Origin of the sequence: Actinoplanes sp. NPDC049118 (assembly GCF_040648555.1) — a bacterium.
In the GTDB taxonomy this organism is placed as follows: domain Bacteria; phylum Actinomycetota; class Actinomycetes; order Mycobacteriales; family Micromonosporaceae; genus Actinoplanes.
Genome location: NZ_JBEZDY010000023.1, coordinates 96,342 through 111,660 on the forward strand (window position 1 = coordinate 96,342; position 15,319 = coordinate 111,660).

Here is a 15,319-nt window from a genome sequence, read left to right on the forward strand (position 1 = left end):
CGCCCTGATGGCTGACGCTACGTTACCAGTGTGCGTGGGGATGACCATGGTGACGTGGCCGACCCTCGGACCAGACGGGCCAATACGGACAACTCGCCCCCCGGCTTTGCGACTCATCGGTAACCGACACTTGACCAGGGGTCGCAAACTCCGTACCGTCACGCAGCGTAGCGATCCTGAGGAAGAACCCTCCGGGCCAGCACAGTACTGGGAGTGTCCGAATGCCGTCTGAGTACGCCAAGTCGTTGGGCGCCCGCCTGCGCTCCATCCGCCAGCAGCAGGGCCTTTCCCTGCAGGGTGTGGAAGAGAAGTCGAACGGCCGGTGGAAAGCCGTCGTGGTGGGCTCGTACGAGCGTGGCGATCGCGCCGTCACCGTTTCCCGCCTCGCCGAACTGGCCGACTTCTACCGGGTCCCCGTTTCGGAACTGCTGCCTGACGGCAGCGGCGTCCGGCTCGAGGCCACCAACAAGATCGTCCTGGACCTGGAGAAGTTGTACGACGCCGCCGGTGAGGACCTGGCCTACGTCGCGCGCTACGCCCGGGCCATACAGCAGCAGCGCGGTGACTACAACGGTCGCGTGCTGTCCATCCGCGCGGATGACCTGCGCGCCCTCGCCATCGTCTACGACATCTCGCCGTCCGGCCTCATCGAGCGCCTGACCGAGCAGGGTGTGCTCGTCGCCGACCCGCGGGCGTTCTTCGCATCCTGATCCAGCGGTAACGAAAAGGGGGCCCCGGCCGGGCCCCCTTTTCGCATACCCGCTCCGCGGGAAACCGGTCGATCGCGATCTACAAGATCCGCGGGGCGGGTCCTAGAAAATGATCAACCGGCCCGGCCAATTACGAAGCGCAACCCTCGTCCGCGGACCCCACGATGACTACAAAGCGCGAGGTCAACGCACAGTCACCGCCCGCGCCGATTCCGCGCACGGCGGGACTGTCGGGATTTCCATCCGGTCCGCCGGGCAATTCCGCAAGATCGGCAGAACGGCCTCAGCGCGTGGCGAATTCCGCGATTCTGCCCAGGATGCCGTTGAGGAATCTCGGGCTGTCGTCGGTGGACATCTGCTTCGCCAGTTCGACCGCTTCGGAGATCGCGACGGGGTCGTCGATCTCGCCGACGTAGAGCAGTTCGAAGACCGCGATCCGCGCCAGGTTCCGGTCCACGACCGGCATGCGGTCGATGGTCCAGCCCTCCGCGTAGCTCGCGATCAGCTCGTCGATGCGGTCGAGGTTCTTCGCCACGCCCTCGACCAGGCTGATCGTGTAGTCCAGGTGGTCGGGGCGGGGCTTCTCGATGCGGTCCAGGTATGTCGTCATGACCTGGCCCGGCGGCAGGTCGCGGAGATCCGCCTCGTAGAGAACGTCCAGCGCCCGTTTGCGCGCCTTGCGGCGCGCCGGCATCTGGGTTTTCGGGCCTTCCGCCATCAGCTACGGCCGAGGTAACGGCCGTCGCGGGTGTCGACCTTGATCTTCTCGCCGGTGGTGATGAAGAGCGGGACGTTTACCGTCGCGCCGGTCTCGACCGTCGCCGGCTTGGTGCCGCCGGTGGAGCGGTCGCCCTGCAGGCCCGGCTCCGTGTAGGTCACCTCGAGGAAGACGCTGGTCGGCAGCTCGATGTAGAGCGGAACGCCCTCGTGCGTCGCCACCGTGGCCTCGGCCTCGGGGAGAAGGTAGTTGGCGTTCTCACCGACCGTGCCGCCGGGCACGTGGATCTGCTCGAAGGTGTCCAGGTCCATGAAGACGAAGTCCTCGCCGTCCTGGTAGAGGTACTGCATCGTGCGCTTGTCCACGGTCGCGGTCTCGACCTTGGTGCCGGCGTTGAACGTCTTGTCCACGACCTTGCCGGAAAGGACGTTCTTGAGCGTGGTGCGCACGAACGCCCCACCCTTGCCCGGCTTGACGTGCTGGAACTCGACGACGGCCCACAGGTCGCCCTCGAGGTTGAGCACCAGGCCGTTCTTCAGGTCGTTGGTGGAAGCCATGTCCTGCCTTGGTCTAAAAAGCGTGAAGGTGACCGATCGAGTTTACCGGCGTAGGTCATGAACCGGCGAATCGGGTCAACCGCTTCCCGCGATGTGCCGCAGCGCCAGGCGGTAGCCGTCCACCCCGAGGCCCGCGATGACACCCGTCGCCACCGCCGAGATCACCGAGTGGTGCCGGAACTCCTCACGGGCGTGGATGTTGGAGATGTGCACCTCGACCAGCGGCGCGCGGAGCATGGCGCACGCGTCCCGGACCGCGTACGAGTAGTGGGACCAGGCGCCCGGGTTGAGCACCACCGGCGCCGGTTCGTCGGCGGCGGCGTGCAGCCAGCCCAGCATCTCGTGCTCGGCGTCGGTCTGCCTGACCTCGACGTCGAGGCCGAGAGACCTGCCTTCCGCCTCGCACATCGCCACCAGATCGGCGTACGAGGTGACCCCGTAGACGTCGACCTGGCGGGTGCCGAGCCGGCCCAGGTTCGGGCCGTTGAGGACGTAGACCTTCATGCCGACACCGCCCGGTAGGCCTCGATCAGCGTCTCCTCGGCGGGCCCGGCGAGGATGCCCGGCCGGGCGAGGCCGTCGAGGACCACGAAGCGCAGGGTGTCGGCGCGGGCCTTCTTGTCGACGCGCATCGCGGCGAGCAGCTCGGGCCAGGCGCCGGCGGGGTACGAGACCGGCAGGCCCAGCAGCGACATGGCCGTGCGGTGCCGGGCGGCGGTCGCCTCGTCGAGGCGGCCGGTCAGGCGGGACAGCTCGCCCGCGTAGACGACCCCGACGGCCACCGCGTGGCCGTGCTTCCAGCCGTAGTTCTCGTTCTTCTCGATCGCGTGCGCGAGGGTGTGGCCGTAGTTGAGGATCTCCCGCAGGCCGGACTCGCGCAGGTCGTTGCCGACCACGTGTGCCTTGACCCGGATCGCGCGCTCGACCAGCTCACGCAGTACCGCGCTGCGCGGGTCGACCGCGGCGGCCGGGTCGCCCTCGACCAGATCGAGGATCGCCGGGTCGGCGATGAAGCCGCACTTGACGACCTCGGCCAGGCCCGCCACCAGGTCGTCGGCGGGCAGCGTGTCGAGCACGTCGAGGTCGCAGAGCACGCCGGCGGGTGGATGGAACGCGCCGACCAGGTTCTTGCCCGCGGCCGTGTTGACGCCCGTCTTGCCTCCGACGGCCGCGTCGACCATGCCGAGCAGCGACGTGCTGACCGGCACCCAGCGCACGCCGCGCAGCCAGCTCGCCGCGACGAACCCGGCCAGGTCGGTGACCGCTCCCCCGCCGACTCCGACGACCACGTCCGTGCGGGTGAAGCCGGCCGCGCCGAGCTCGTCCCAGCAGCGCGCGGCCACGTCGATCGACTTGCCGGCCTCGGCGTCGGGCACCTCGACCGGCAGCGGCCGGATGCCCGCCGCGGACAGCGCGTCGGCGATCGCCGCGGCGCGCTCCTTGAGCGGGGGTGCGTGCAGGATCGCGGCGCGCACGGCACCGCCGACCAGCTCGGGCAGGGCTCCGGTCAGTCCACGGCCGACGAGCACGTCGTAAGGCCGGTCGCCGGGCACAGGGATTCGCGTCACGTCATCCATCGGCCCCGATCCTAGTGACCGCGAGATGGGGTTATAGACATGTAACCCCAACGGGGGTTATATCTGCGGGCATGCCGAAAATCAACGTCTACCTGCCCGACGAACTCGCCGACGCCGTCCGCGAAACCGGCGTACCCGTCTCCGCCGTCTGCCAGCGCGCCCTGGAGCAGGCGGTCCGCCGGATCACCGGCGTCCGGCAGACCGTGCGGGGGGAGCTCGACGGCGCCGAGCTCGCCGGCCGGCTGCCCCAGTTCACCGCGCGGGCGGTCACGGCGCTCTCCCTGGCCGTCGACCGGGCCCGCGGCGCGGGCGCGCCGAACGTCACCACCGGCCATCTCCTGCACGGCATGCTCGCCGAGGGCGGCAACCTGGCCCTGCAGATCCTCGCCGCGATGGAGATCGACCCGGGCACGATCACGGTGCCGGACGCGGCCGAGGCCGGCGGGGGCGACGGCCTGCGGTTCAGCACCGCGGCGGCGAACGCCGTCGAGCTGACCGTCGCCGAGGCGACCGGCCTCGGGCACAACTACGTGGGCTGCGAGCATCTGCTGCTCGGCCTGGCCACCGAGCCCGACGGGCAGGCCGGGCGGACCCTGCGGGATCTCGGCGCGGACTCCCGCGCGACCCGCCGGGCGGTGATCGTCGCCCTGGCCGGCTACGCACACCTGCGCGCGAGCACCCCGAGCCCGGCCGCGGCGCCGGGGCTGCTCACCGCGGTCCGCGCGGAACTCGCCCCGCTGCTGCGGCGCATCGAGCGCCTCGAGGAGCGCGTCGGCTGAGGCCCCCGGTGCTCGAGCTCAGCGCTCGGCGCAGCGGACGAGCTGAGCGGCGTGCTCCACGATCGCGGTGCGCAGTTCGTCCGGCCGGACCACCGTGAACGGCCAGCCCAGCCCGGCCAGCATCTGCGCCATGCCGGGCAGGCTCTGCACCCGGCAGCTCAGCCGCACCCCCTCGGCCGCCTCGGTGAGGTCGGCGAGGGCCGCGGGGATCCGGCGCCGCACCTGCGCGACGTCCGCGTCGATCAGCACCTCGACCTCCCACCTCCAGGGCAGCCCCGCCCACTGCCGGGTCACGTGTGCCACCGCGTCGAAGTTCGGCGGCGCCTCGAAGCCCGCGCCGGTGGGCCGGACGGTGACTATCCGGTCGAGGCGGAACGAACGCACCTCGTCGCTGCGATGGTCGTGTGCCACGAGGTACCAGCGGCCGCCGTGGAAGACCAGGCCGTAGGGATCCACCACCCGGCGGGTGACCGGCAGCCGCCGCTCGTCCGCGCCGGGTGCCTCGCCGGGCCCGGCGCCGCCCGGGCCTTCCCCATACGGACCGTCACCACGGGAACGGCCACCAAGCGGACCGTCACCGCCCCGGCGGTCACCGCCCGGCTCGGCGGCGGGTACCGGTCGCCGGCCCGCGCGGTAGGTCAGGTCCAGGCGCTGGGTACCGCGGGTCGCGGCGCCGAGGGTGAGCAGAAGGTCCGCGATGGTAGGCCCGCCGTCGGTGCCGGGCGCCCCGGCACCGGGCGGCGCGTCCGGCTCCCGCGGCGCCGGGCCGCGGATCGTCAGGCCCAGGCTGGCCCGCAACGCCGCCAGCCGCTCGGCCAGCGCCGCCGGGAGTACCCGCGTGATCTTCGCCTCGGCGGCCGCGTTCGCCGGGGAGCCGGCGGCCAGCCCGATCCGGTCGGCGGCCATCAACCCGAGCATCACCGCCACCGCCTCGTCGTCGGTGAGCATCAGCGGCGGCAGCTTGAAGCCCGGCAGCAACCGGTAGCCGCCGTACCGCCCGCGCTCCGAGGTCACCGGGATGCCCAGCTCGGCGAGCGTCCCCGCGTACCGGCGGACGGTCCGTTCGTCGACCGCGAGTCGCGCGGCGAGGTCTCCCCCGGTCATCCGGCGGTGGGCCTGCAACAGCTCCAACATGGCGAGGACGCGCGAGGCGGGATGCGGCATGTCCTCGATTCTGCTCCTCATACCGGGCGGAAACCGTCCGGTATTGGCTCTAGCGTGATGGACATGACGACATACGTACTGGTTCCTGGCATGTGGATCGGCGCCTGGGCATGGCGCGAGGTGACGGCGGCCCTGCGCGACGCCGGGCACGAGGTCTTCCCGCTGACGCTGACCGGGGTCGCCGACCGCGCGCACCTGCTCGGCCCCGGCACCGACCTGGAGCTGCACACCGAGGACATCGTCCGGCTCGTCGAGGCCGAGGACCTGCGCGACGTGGTGCTGGTCGGGCACAGCTACGGCGGCATGCCGGTCAGCGCCGCGGCCCTGCGGCTGCGGGACCGGATCGCCCGGGTGGTCTATGTGGACGGCGGGCCGCTGCCCGTCGGAACGACACAGGCCTCGATGACGCCGGAGCCCGCGCCCGACGGCGACGCGGTGCCGACGCGCGACTGGGACGCCGGGAAGGATCCCGTGCTGCTCGCCGGGCTCGACGAGGCCGCCCTGACGCTGCTGCGGACCCTCGGCACGCCGCACCCGGCCGCGTCGGTGGTGCAGCCGCTCGGCGCTCGGGCCACCTCAGAGGACCTGCCGACGACGCTGGTGGCGTGCAGCTTCCCGGTCGAGGCGGTCAAGGAGATGATGGCCGCCGGTCACCCGTTCTTCTCGGGCCTCGCCGAGGCCGAGATCGTCTCGCTGCCCACCGGGCACTGGCCGATGCTCAGCGAGCCGGCCGCGCTAGCCGGCGTTCTTGAGAAGTGCCACTAGCTCCTCGGCGACCTCGCCGGGCGTGCGCGCGTCGGTGGCTATCGTGTGGGTGGCCACCGACGCGTACAGCGGGCGGCGCTGCTCCATCAGGTACTTCAGGGTCGCCCGCGGGTTCATGCTGAGCAGCGGGCGGCCCGCGCCGAGCCCGACCCGCTTGACCGCGTCGGACAGCTCGACGGAGAGGAACACCACCGTGTGCCCGCGCAGCGAGTCGCGGGTGCCCTCGTGCAGGATCGCGCCGCCGCCGAGCGCCAGCACGCCCCCGAAGGAGCCGAGGGCCTCGGCGATCACGGCGCGCTCGAGGGTGCGGAAGGCCGGCTCGCCGTCGTCGAAGAAGATCTCCGGGATCGGCTTGCCCGCCCTGGCCTCGATCAGGTGGTCGGTGTCCGCGAACTCGACGCCGAGCAGCTCCGCGGCCGCCAGGCCGACCGTGGTCTTGCCCGCACCGGGCGGCCCGACGACGACCGCGACGGGAGCCATCAGCGGATCAGCAGACTGTCGAGGTAGCCGGCCAGGTTGCGGCGCATCTCGGCGACCGAGTCTCCGCCGAACTTCTCCGTCGCGGCCTCGGCCAGCACCAGCGCGACCATCGACTCGGCGACCACCGCGCCGGCCGGCACCGCGCAGACATCCGAGCGCTGGTTGATCGCGGTGGTGGCCTCGCCCGTGTTGACGTCGACGGTCTGCAGGGCGCGGTTCAGCGAGGAGATCGGCTTCATCGCGGCGCGGACGCGCAGGTTCTCCCCGTTGGTGATGCCGCCCTCGAGGCCGCCGGCCCGGTCGGTGATCCGGCGGACGCCGTCCGCGGTCGGGATGATCTCGTCGTGGGCGACCGAGCCGCGCGAGCGGGCCTGGGTGAAGCCGTCGCCGATCTCCACGCCCTTGACGGACTGGATGGACATCAGGGCGGTGGCCAGCCGAGCGTCCAGCTTGCGGTCCCACTGCACATGGGACCCGAGGCCCGGCGGTACGGACCAGGCGAGCACCTCGACGATGCCGCCGAGGGTGTCCGCGTCCTTCTTCGCCGCGTCGACCTCGGCCACCATGCGGGCACTCGCCTCCGGGTCGAGGCAGCGCAGCGGGTCGGCGTCGATCCTGTCGGCGTCCTCGGGCCTGGGTATCAGGCCCGCCTTCGCCGAGACCGAGCCCAGCTCGACGACGTGCGAGACGATGTCGATGCCCAGCGCCTGCTTGACGATCGCCTTCGCGACGACGCCGACGGCGACGCGGGCCGCGGTCTCCCGGGCGCTGGCGCGCTCGAGGATCGGCCGGGCGTCGGTGTGCCCGTACTTCTGCATGCCGGCCAGGTCGGCGTGGCCCGGCCGGGGACGGGTCAGCGGCGCGTTGCGGGCCTGCGCCGCGAGCTCCTCCGGGTCGACCGGGTCGGCGGCCATGACCATGCGCCACTTCGGCCACTCCGAGTTGCCGACGCGGACCGCGACCGGACTGCCGAGCGTCACACCGTGGCGTACGCCGCCGATGATCTCGATCTCGTCCTGCTCGAACGCCATCCGCGCGCCCCGGCCGTAGCCGAGACGGCGGCGCGCGAGGTCGCGGCCTATGTCCGCACTCGTCACTCGCACACCGGCGGGCACCCCTTCGAGGAGCGCGACGAGCGCGGGGCCATGGGATTCACCTGCGGTTAGCCAACGCAACACGAGTCACAGTCTGGCACGCTCGCGTCGCCGGACGCCTCCCGGTGGCCGCCGTCCCGCCTTACGGACCCGTCGCCGGTCACCGGCGCCGGGTCACCGGGTTCCGGCGGCCGCGGTCAGCGCCGCGCGCATGGCGCGCTCCGGGGCCGGCGCCACCCCGGTGAACTGCTCGAACTGGCCAAGCGCCTGCGCCAGCAGCAGGTCGAGTCCGGACACCACCCGCACGCCCTGGCGCGCCGCCTCGGCGGCGAGCGGGGTCGGCCACGGGTCGTAGATCGCGTCGAAGAGCACCGCGCCCGGCCACCAGCGCACGGCCGTCGCCAGCTCGTCGGCCGCGCCCTTCGGCACCGTCGAGATGACGGCGTCCGCGTCGAAGGCGGCCGGCGCCTCCGACCACGCCCGGCCGACGATCTTCACGCCGAGCGCCTCCGCGGCCGGCGCCAGCTCGTCCCTCGCCTCCGGCCGGCGGGTCACCACCGTCACCTCGGTGGCGCCGAACCCGGCCGCCGCGGCGAGCGCGGCGCGCGCCGTGCCGCCGCCGCCCAGGACGGTGAAGACCGGCTTGCGGGGCAGGCCCGCGCCCTCCAGCACGTGGATCATGCCCGGCACGTCGGTGTTGTCGGCGTACCAGGTGCCGTCGGGCCGGCGTACCAGGGTGTTGGCCGCGCCGGTCGCGACCGCGACCGGCGACGCCTCCGCGGCCAGCCGCAGCGCCGCCTCCTTCAGCGGCATCGTCACCGACAGGCCGGCCCACTCCGGGCCGAGGCCGGCCACCAGGTCGCCCAACTCGCCCTCGGCGCACTCGAAGGCGCCGTACGTCCAGCTCAGCAGGCCGGCGGCCGCGAAGCCCGCGGTGTGGATCACCGGAGACAGCGAATGACCGATCGGCTTGCCGCAGACCGCGGCGCGACAGGGCTTGACCTGGTCCGTCAACAGAGTGGGATGCCGTTCTGACAGGCCTTCTGGATGTTGGCTTCGTGCTCGGCGTTGGTGGTGGCGAACGCCGACCTGCCGCTCTTGTCCACCGCGACGAAGAACAGCCACGGGCCGGCGGCCGGCGCCTCGGCGCCCTTGAGCGCCGCCTCGCCGGGGCTGTTGATCGGGCCCAGCGGCAGGCCGACCCGGAGCTCCGTGGTGTACGGGTTCTTCGGGTCCTCCAGCTCGGCCTGGGTCATCTTGCCGGAGTGCTTGCCGCTCTTGTCCTGCAGGTCGAGCCAGTAGTTCGTGGTCACGTCGAACTGCAGCGGCATCTTTTCCTTGTATGCCCGGTTGTAGGCCACTCGGGACACCTTGGGCAGGTCCGCCGCGATGCCTGCCTCCGCCTGGCTCAGCGACGCCACGATCAACGCCTCGTACGGCGAGACGGAGAGGTTGTTCTCCACCTTCTCCACGAACTTGAGCTCGCCGGTGACGCTGAGGAACCGCTGCACCATGATGCCGAGGATCTCGGACGCGGTCGACTTCGGCGGGAACTCGTAGGTGTCGGGGAACAGGAAGCCCTCGATGCTGGTGTTCGCCGCCTTCTTGCCGTCGCGACGGTTGTACCAGAAGTCCGGAACGCCCAGCGCCTCCGGATCCTTCGCCGCCTCCTGGAAGTCCTTCAACGGCAGGCCGGTGCCCTTGGCGAGGATCTCGTAGGTCTGCCGGGCGGTCTTGCCCTCGGGGATCACCACGCCGCTGACCACCCGCGACTTCGGGTCCAGCAGCAGCGTCACGGCCTGCTCGGCGGCCATCTGCTTGCGCAGGTTGTAGGTGCCCGACTGGATGTTCTTGCCCTTGGGGTTCTCGTCCGCCGCCGCGGTGAACGCGGCGGTGCTCTTCACGACGTCGGCGTCGACCAGGGTGTTGCCGATGTCGGTCAGAGTGGCGTTCTTGGCGATCGAGACCTGCACCGGGTCGGTGCCGGGGCCGTCGTAGTCGGCCGCCGTGAAGAAGCCCTTGATCTTCTCGTAGCCGAGGTATCCGCCGACGCCGAGCACGCCCAGCAGGATGAACACCATCAGGAAGGCGACGACGGACTTGCCGCCCTTGCCCTTCGAGCCCCGGGAGCCCCGCCGGTGGCGGGGCTTGGTCTTGTCGACCTGTTCGTCGAACGCCAGGTCCAGCTCGTCGATCATCTCGTCTGCCTCCGCTGCGCGTCCAGCCAGCTCTGCAGGATCTCCACCGCGGCCGCCTGGTCGACGACCGCCCGCTGGCGCTTCCCTCGGACGCCACGTTCGGCAAGCCTACGGGTTGCGACCACGGTCGACATCCTCTCGTCCGTCAGGACGACCGGAACGTGCCCGACCGCACGTTCCAGTCGCCCAGCGTACGCACGAATGTCGATGGCGGCAGCCCCCTCGGCGCCATTGAGGCGCACGGGGAGGCCGACCACGATCTGCACCGCCTCGTGTTCCCCCACGAGACGCACGAGCTCAGCTATGTCGCCGGGGACGGCGTCGGGCGCCGCACCCATGTCACGGGCAACTGTGACCAGGGGGGTGGCCAAGATCCCGTCAGGGTCACTGAGTGCGACCCCGACGCGGACCTTACCCACATCTACGCCCAGCCGCCTACCCCGCGGCAACGCGTTCATTGAGCCGGCCTTCCTCTCAGGCAGCCTCGCCGACCGCCTTCTCCACCGCCGTCAGCAGCTCTTTTACCTGGTCAGCGGGCACTCCGCCGCCCTGGGCGAGGTCCGCGTTGCCGCCGCCCCGCCCGGAGAGGGCGCCCTTGACCAGGTCCGCCGCCGACAGGCCACGACTCCTCGCCGCCGGGTTGATCGCTACAATCAGTGACGCCTTGCCGTTCGACCGGGCCGCGACCGCGACCACCGCCGGGCGGGCCGGGTCGATCTTCCCTCTGATCTCCTGGGCCAGGGTACGCACGTCGTTGGTCGCCGCGCCCTCGGGTGCCTCGGTACCGACATATGCGACGCCGCGCAGGTCGCGCGCCTGCTCGGCCAGCGCGCCCGCGCCGCCGAGGACCAGCTGCGCGCGCATCTTCTCGAGCTCCTTCTCCGCGTCGCGCAGCGCCGTGACGGTCTGCTCGACCCGGTCCGCGACCTGGTCGCCCGGCACCCGGAACAGCTCCGCGAGCCGCGAGACGAGCAGGTGCTCCTTGGCCAGGAACCCGAACGCGTCGATGCCGACCAGCGCCTCGACCCGGCGTACGCCGGAGCCGATCGACGACTCGTTCAGGATCTTCACCAGGCCGAGCTGACCCGAGCGCGCCACGTGCGTGCCGCCGCAGAGTTCACGCGCGTAGTCGCCGACTTCAACCACGCGGACCTCATCGCCGTACTTCTCCCCGAACAGGGCCATGGCGCCGAGCCGGCGGGCCTCTTCCTGGGTGGTGATGAACGCATGTACCTCGAGGTCACGCAGCAGCACCTCGTTGACCTGCTGCTCCACGTCGTGCAGCACGCCCGGGGAGACCGCGCCGGGCGTGTTGAAGTCGAAGCGCAACCGGCCCGGCGCGTTCAGCGAACCCGCCTGGGTCGCCGACTCGCCGAGGAACGCCCGCATCGTCTGGTGGATCAGGTGGGTCGCCGTGTGCGAGCGCGAGATCGCCTTGCGGCGGGTCACGTCGATCTCGGCGTAGCCCGTCTCCCCCGCGCGCACCTCGCCGCGGACGACCCGCGCCTTGTGCACGATCAGGCCCGGCAGCGGCTGCTGCACGTCGACGACCTCGACCTGCCCGCCGCCGACGTTGATCAGGCCGGTGTCGGCCTGCTGGCCGCCGCCCTCCGCGTAGAACGGGGTCGTGTCGAGCACCAGCTCGACGTAGTCGCCCTCGCCGGCCGCCGCGATGCTGCCGCCGTCGCCGAGCAACGCGCGCACCCGCGACTCCCGGGTGACCTCCGCGTAACCGGTGAACTCCACCGGGCCGCCGTCGTCGAGCACCGCGCGGTACGCCGACAGGTCCGCGTGGCCCGTCTTGCGCGCGGCGGCGTCCGCCTTCGCGCGGGACCGCTGGTCGGCCATCAGCCGGCGGAAGCCCTCCTGGTCGACGTCGAGGCCCTGCTCCGACGCGATCTCCAGGGTCAGGTCGATCGGGAAGCCGTACGTGTCGTGCAGCTGGAACGCCTGCGCGCCGCTGAGTTTCGCCCCGCCCGACTTCTTGGTCTCGGTGATCGCCGAGTCGAGGATCGTCGTGCCCGCGCGCAGCGTGGACAGGAACGCCTCCTCCTCCGCGTACGCGTACGTGGAGATCCGGCCGAACTCCTGCGCCAGCTCCGGGTACGACGGGGACATGCAGTCGCGCGCCACCGGCAGCAGCTCGGGGAAGGTCGCGCCCTGCCAGCCGAGCAGGCGCATCGCCCGGATCGCCCGGCGCATGATGCGGCGCAGCACGTACCCGCGACCCTCGTTCGACGGGGTCACGCCGTCCCCGATGAGCATCAGCGCGGTACGGACGTGGTCCGCGATCACCCGCAGCCGTACGTCGTCGGGGTGCGACTTGCCGGCCTCGTGGCCCGAGTGCGCGCCGTAGACCTTGCCGGACAGCTCCGCCGCCCGCGCCAGGATCGGCTTGACCTCGTCGATCTCGTAGAGGTTGTCGACGCCCTGCAGGATCGACGCGACCCGCTCCAGGCCCATGCCGGTGTCGATGTTCTTCTTGGGCAGATCACTGACGATCGTGAAGTTCTCCTTGCTCTTCACGTCGGTGATCTCGTACTGCATGAAGACGAGGTTCCAGAACTCCATGTACCGGTCCTCGTCGACCTCCGGGCCGCCCTCCGCGCCGTACTCGGCGCCGCGGTCGTAGAACAGCTCGGAACAGGTGCCGCCCGGGCCGGGGATGCCCATGTGCCACCAGTTGTCCTTCTTACCCCGGCGCACGATCCGCTCGGCGGGCACGCCGGTGGCGCGCCACATCTCGAAGGCCTCGTCGTCGTCGAGGTAGACGGTCGTCCAGATCCGGCTCGGGTCCAGCCCGAAGCCGCCCTTCTCGACCGGGTTGGTCGACAGCTCCCAGGCGAGGCGGATCGCCTCCGCCTTGAAGTAGTCACCGAACGAGAAATTGCCGTTCATCTGGAAGAACGTGCCGTGCCGCGACGTCTTGCCGACCTCGTCGATGTCCGGCGTCCGGATGCACTTCTGCACGCTGACCGCGCGGTCGTACGGCGCCTGGCGCTGGCCGAGGAAGAACGGCACGAACTGCACCATGCCGGCGTTGATGAACAGCAGGTTCGGGTCCTCGATAGCGGGCAGCGGGGCACTCGGCACGACCGTGTGCCCGTTGGCCTCGAAATGCGCAAGGTAGCGCCGCTTGATCTCCGCCGTCTTCATCGCTGACCCTCCTGGGCTTCCCGCCCGGGTGTGCCGTCCTGCGCGTCCTCGCGCAGCTCGGCGAACTTGTCCTGGTAGAGCTCGCCCGCGGCGAAGGCCTCGTGGATCTCGTGCTCGCGCTCGGCCATCCCCTCGCGGACGTCATCCACGAAGCTACGCAGCGACTCGACGAGACCGCCAGCGGATTCCGAGAGGGACGTGGCGATGCCGGTCGGAGTGAACTCGTTGGCCTTGCGGGTGACCTTGCGCACGATGATGGCGCCGACGGCCAGGCCGACGCCCAGCCAGAGCAGCCGCTTCATGGCGGTCTTCCTTCCCGGTTCGAAAATGATCAGCGGGCCGCGCGGGCGGCCTTACGGCGCTGCTTGAGGGTGGCGCGGACCTCACGCTCGTCCTCGGCGTGCCGGCGGGCGGCGGCGGCCTTGCGCAGGCCGTACCCGAACGAGGCCACCTTGATCAACGGATTGGCGGCCGCGGCGGACACCACGGTGGCCAGGTTCGCCACGCTCGCGGTGACGTTCTGCGCGTGCTCCGTCATCGTGTCCACCTTGGCGAGCTGCACGTTCACGCCGTCCAAAGTGACCTGGACCTGGCCGAGCGCGGTGTTCACGTTCTCCACCGTCTCGTTGACGTTGCCGAGCACAGGGCCGGTCCGGTCGTTCAGGTCGTTGATCGCCTGGGTGGCGGCATCCACCGTGTGCCGCAGCTTGAGAATCGGCACGGCCAGCACCAGGACGAGCATCAGAAACGCGCCCGCCGCGATCAGGCCTGCGATTTCTCCGGCGGTTACGTCCATCTACGCGTCTCCTCTACTGACGATGCCTCACAGCGTGACAACGTGCAGACCCTACCGTCCGTGACCGGTGAGCGCGTCACGATGCCGTCGGTGTCGGCTCCAGCAGGGGATCGTTCGTCAGCACGGGGTCGGGCGTCTCCCCGATGAGGGACGGATCGACGGCCGGTTCGGGCTTGCCACGCTGGTCGGTGATCGCGTTCTGCACCTTGATGCTGACGGTCGATCCGGTGCACTTCGACGGGTCGGCGGTGGCCACCACCCCGTCGGGCCCGGTGGACGGCAGCGTGGCCGGATCCTGCGCGGCGACCGCGTCGACGGCGCACTCGGGCAGCCGGACCCACAGGTCCAGAGTGAACTCGTCCCGGGTCCAGCAGGTGTACTTGCCGGAGGTGGTCGGCTGGTCCGTGCACTCACCGCCGCGGGCCTTCCAGCCGGCCGAGGCCAGGGCCGCCGAGTAGACCTTGTCGGTCTCCTCGAACGGCCGGTCGGACTGCGCGGTGCGCTCCCGGAACCGGCAGTCGAGGAAGCACCAGCGGCTGCCGCTGCTGCGATCCTCGACCTTGTTGTCGGCCCAGCCGGGCACGCTCAGGGCGTCGAGGGAGTTGAAGACCGGATCCCGGGTCGTCGCCCGGATGCCGAAGACCAGCGGGAGCAGCCCGAGCACGACCACGCTGAGCGTGACCAGGGTGAGGACCCGCAGGCGGCGCTTCTCGCGCAGCTGCGCGCGCAGCTCGGATCCGGCGCCCCGCAGGCCGCCCGGCGAGCTCTCGTCCCCGGCGGCCGCCGCGGCGGGCCGCGGTGTCGTCGCCCGCGCGGCTCCGGAGGGCTCACCTACCGGGGGTACGGCCACCGCGGCGGCCGCCTTCGCCCGCACGGGCGGCGGGACCGGCCCGGCACCCCGGCCGGGCACGGCGACCTGTCCGGTACCCCGCACCGGCCGGTCAGCGCCGCGGCCGGGCGCCTCGGCGATGTCCCCGCCCGGCACCTCGGTGGCGCCGTGGCCCGGTGCGGCGCCGCGACCGGGCGGCACGTCCGCCGTGCCGCGGCCCGGCAGGAGATCGGCGCCGCCACGGCTGCGCGGCACGTCCGGGGCGCCGCGACCGGGAGAGACCGGCCTGACGGCGACGCCGGGTGGCACGTCGGCCGTGCCCCGGCCCGGCAGGAGATCCGCACCGCCGAAGCTGCGCGGCACATCGGGCGCGCCACGACCCGGAGAGACCGGCCTGACGACAGCGCCGGGCGGCACGTCGACCGTGCCCCGGCCCGGCAGGAGATCCGCACCGCCGAAGCTGCGTGGCACATCGGGCGCGCCACGACCCGGAGAG

16 protein-coding genes are annotated in these 15,319 nt (G+C 71.6%); 3 read left to right on the forward strand and 13 right to left on the reverse strand.

What is annotated here, in order from left to right; genetic code table 11:
- The first annotated feature begins 221 nt into the window (after positions 1–221).
- Entirely contained in the window at positions 222–710 is a 489-nt protein-coding gene (locus tag AB0B58_RS31155) for a transcriptional regulator (RefSeq protein WP_015624001.1), read from the forward strand.
- A gap of 283 nt (positions 711–993) precedes the next feature.
- On the opposite strand, the gene nusB is transcribed toward AB0B58_RS31155, so the two are convergent.
- The 4 genes from nusB to aroB all read right to left on the reverse strand — a co-directional run bounded on the left by nusB (position 994) and on the right by aroB (position 3,562).
- Entirely contained in the window at positions 994–1,404 is a 411-nt protein-coding gene (gene nusB, locus AB0B58_RS31160; RefSeq protein ID WP_360230787.1) for a transcription antitermination factor NusB, read from the reverse strand.
- Positions 1,405–1,427: 23 nt separating this feature from the next.
- Entirely contained in the window at positions 1,428–1,985 is a 558-nt protein-coding gene (gene efp, locus AB0B58_RS31165; protein ID WP_360230789.1) for an elongation factor P, read from the reverse strand.
- Between the two features lie 75 nt (positions 1,986–2,060).
- Positions 2,061–2,489 (reverse strand): type II 3-dehydroquinate dehydratase, encoded by a 429-nt coding sequence (gene aroQ, locus AB0B58_RS31170; RefSeq protein ID WP_360230791.1) that lies wholly within the window; start codon positions 2,487–2,489, stop codon positions 2,061–2,063.
- Entirely contained in the window at positions 2,486–3,562 is a 1,077-nt protein-coding gene (aroB, locus tag AB0B58_RS31175) for a 3-dehydroquinate synthase (protein ID WP_360230793.1), read from the reverse strand. Before aroB ends, aroQ begins: the two co-directional genes overlap by 4 nt.
- 71 nt (positions 3,563–3,633) lie before the next feature.
- On the opposite strand from aroB, the gene AB0B58_RS31180 reads away from it, so the two are divergent.
- Positions 3,634–4,341, forward strand: a complete 708-nt coding sequence (locus AB0B58_RS31180; RefSeq protein WP_360230795.1) for a Clp protease N-terminal domain-containing protein — start codon at positions 3,634–3,636, stop codon at positions 4,339–4,341.
- 18 nt (positions 4,342–4,359) lie between these two features.
- Here the strand turns inward: AB0B58_RS31180 and AB0B58_RS31185 are convergent, their stop codons facing one another.
- On the reverse strand, positions 4,360–5,505 hold the full coding sequence (locus tag AB0B58_RS31185; protein ID WP_360230797.1) for a YafY family protein: 1,146 nt from the start codon (positions 5,503–5,505) through the stop codon (positions 4,360–4,362).
- A 63-nt stretch (positions 5,506–5,568) separates the two neighbouring features.
- On the opposite strand from AB0B58_RS31185, the gene AB0B58_RS31190 reads away from it, so the two are divergent.
- Entirely contained in the window at positions 5,569–6,270 is a 702-nt protein-coding gene (locus AB0B58_RS31190; RefSeq protein WP_360230799.1) for an alpha/beta hydrolase, read from the forward strand.
- Here the strand turns inward: AB0B58_RS31190 and AB0B58_RS31195 are convergent.
- The 8 genes from AB0B58_RS31195 to AB0B58_RS31230 all read right to left on the reverse strand — a co-directional run bounded on the left by AB0B58_RS31195 (position 6,241) and on the right by AB0B58_RS31230 (position 13,994).
- The gene (locus AB0B58_RS31195) at positions 6,241–6,750 is read right to left on the reverse strand and encodes a shikimate kinase (RefSeq protein ID WP_360230801.1); all 510 of its coding nucleotides are present in this window, start codon (positions 6,748–6,750) and stop codon (positions 6,241–6,243) included. The genes AB0B58_RS31190 and AB0B58_RS31195 overlap by 30 nt on opposite strands.
- A complete protein-coding gene (gene aroC / locus AB0B58_RS31200) occupies positions 6,750–7,928 on the reverse strand; it encodes a chorismate synthase (RefSeq protein WP_360230803.1) in 1,179 nt (392 codons plus the stop codon). The genes AB0B58_RS31195 and aroC overlap by 1 nt, the downstream gene beginning before the upstream one ends.
- A gap of 90 nt (positions 7,929–8,018) precedes the next feature.
- Positions 8,019–8,861 carry a shikimate dehydrogenase gene (locus tag AB0B58_RS31205; RefSeq protein ID WP_360230870.1) on the reverse strand — a complete coding sequence of 281 codons (843 nt, stop codon included), beginning with the start codon at positions 8,859–8,861 and terminating at the stop codon, positions 8,019–8,021.
- Positions 8,855–10,042, reverse strand: coding sequence for an endolytic transglycosylase MltG (gene mltG, locus AB0B58_RS31210; protein WP_360230805.1), 1,188 nt, complete (start codon positions 10,040–10,042; stop codon positions 8,855–8,857). Before mltG ends, AB0B58_RS31205 begins: the two co-directional genes overlap by 7 nt.
- Positions 10,039–10,500 carry a Holliday junction resolvase RuvX gene (gene ruvX / locus AB0B58_RS31215; RefSeq protein WP_184991549.1) on the reverse strand — a complete coding sequence of 154 codons (462 nt, stop codon included), beginning with the start codon at positions 10,498–10,500 and terminating at the stop codon, positions 10,039–10,041. Before ruvX ends, mltG begins: the two co-directional genes overlap by 4 nt.
- 16 nt (positions 10,501–10,516) lie before the next feature.
- The gene (gene alaS / locus AB0B58_RS31220; RefSeq protein WP_360230808.1) at positions 10,517–13,198 is read right to left on the reverse strand and encodes an alanine--tRNA ligase; all 2,682 of its coding nucleotides are present in this window, start codon (positions 13,196–13,198) and stop codon (positions 10,517–10,519) included.
- On the reverse strand, positions 13,195–13,500 hold the full coding sequence (locus tag AB0B58_RS31225) for a hypothetical protein (protein ID WP_360230810.1): 306 nt from the start codon (positions 13,498–13,500) through the stop codon (positions 13,195–13,197). Before AB0B58_RS31225 ends, alaS begins: the two co-directional genes overlap by 4 nt.
- A gap of 29 nt (positions 13,501–13,529) precedes the next feature.
- The gene (locus tag AB0B58_RS31230) at positions 13,530–13,994 is read right to left on the reverse strand and encodes a DUF948 domain-containing protein (RefSeq protein WP_360230812.1); all 465 of its coding nucleotides are present in this window, start codon (positions 13,992–13,994) and stop codon (positions 13,530–13,532) included.
- Between the last annotated feature and the right edge of the window lie 1,325 nt (positions 13,995–15,319).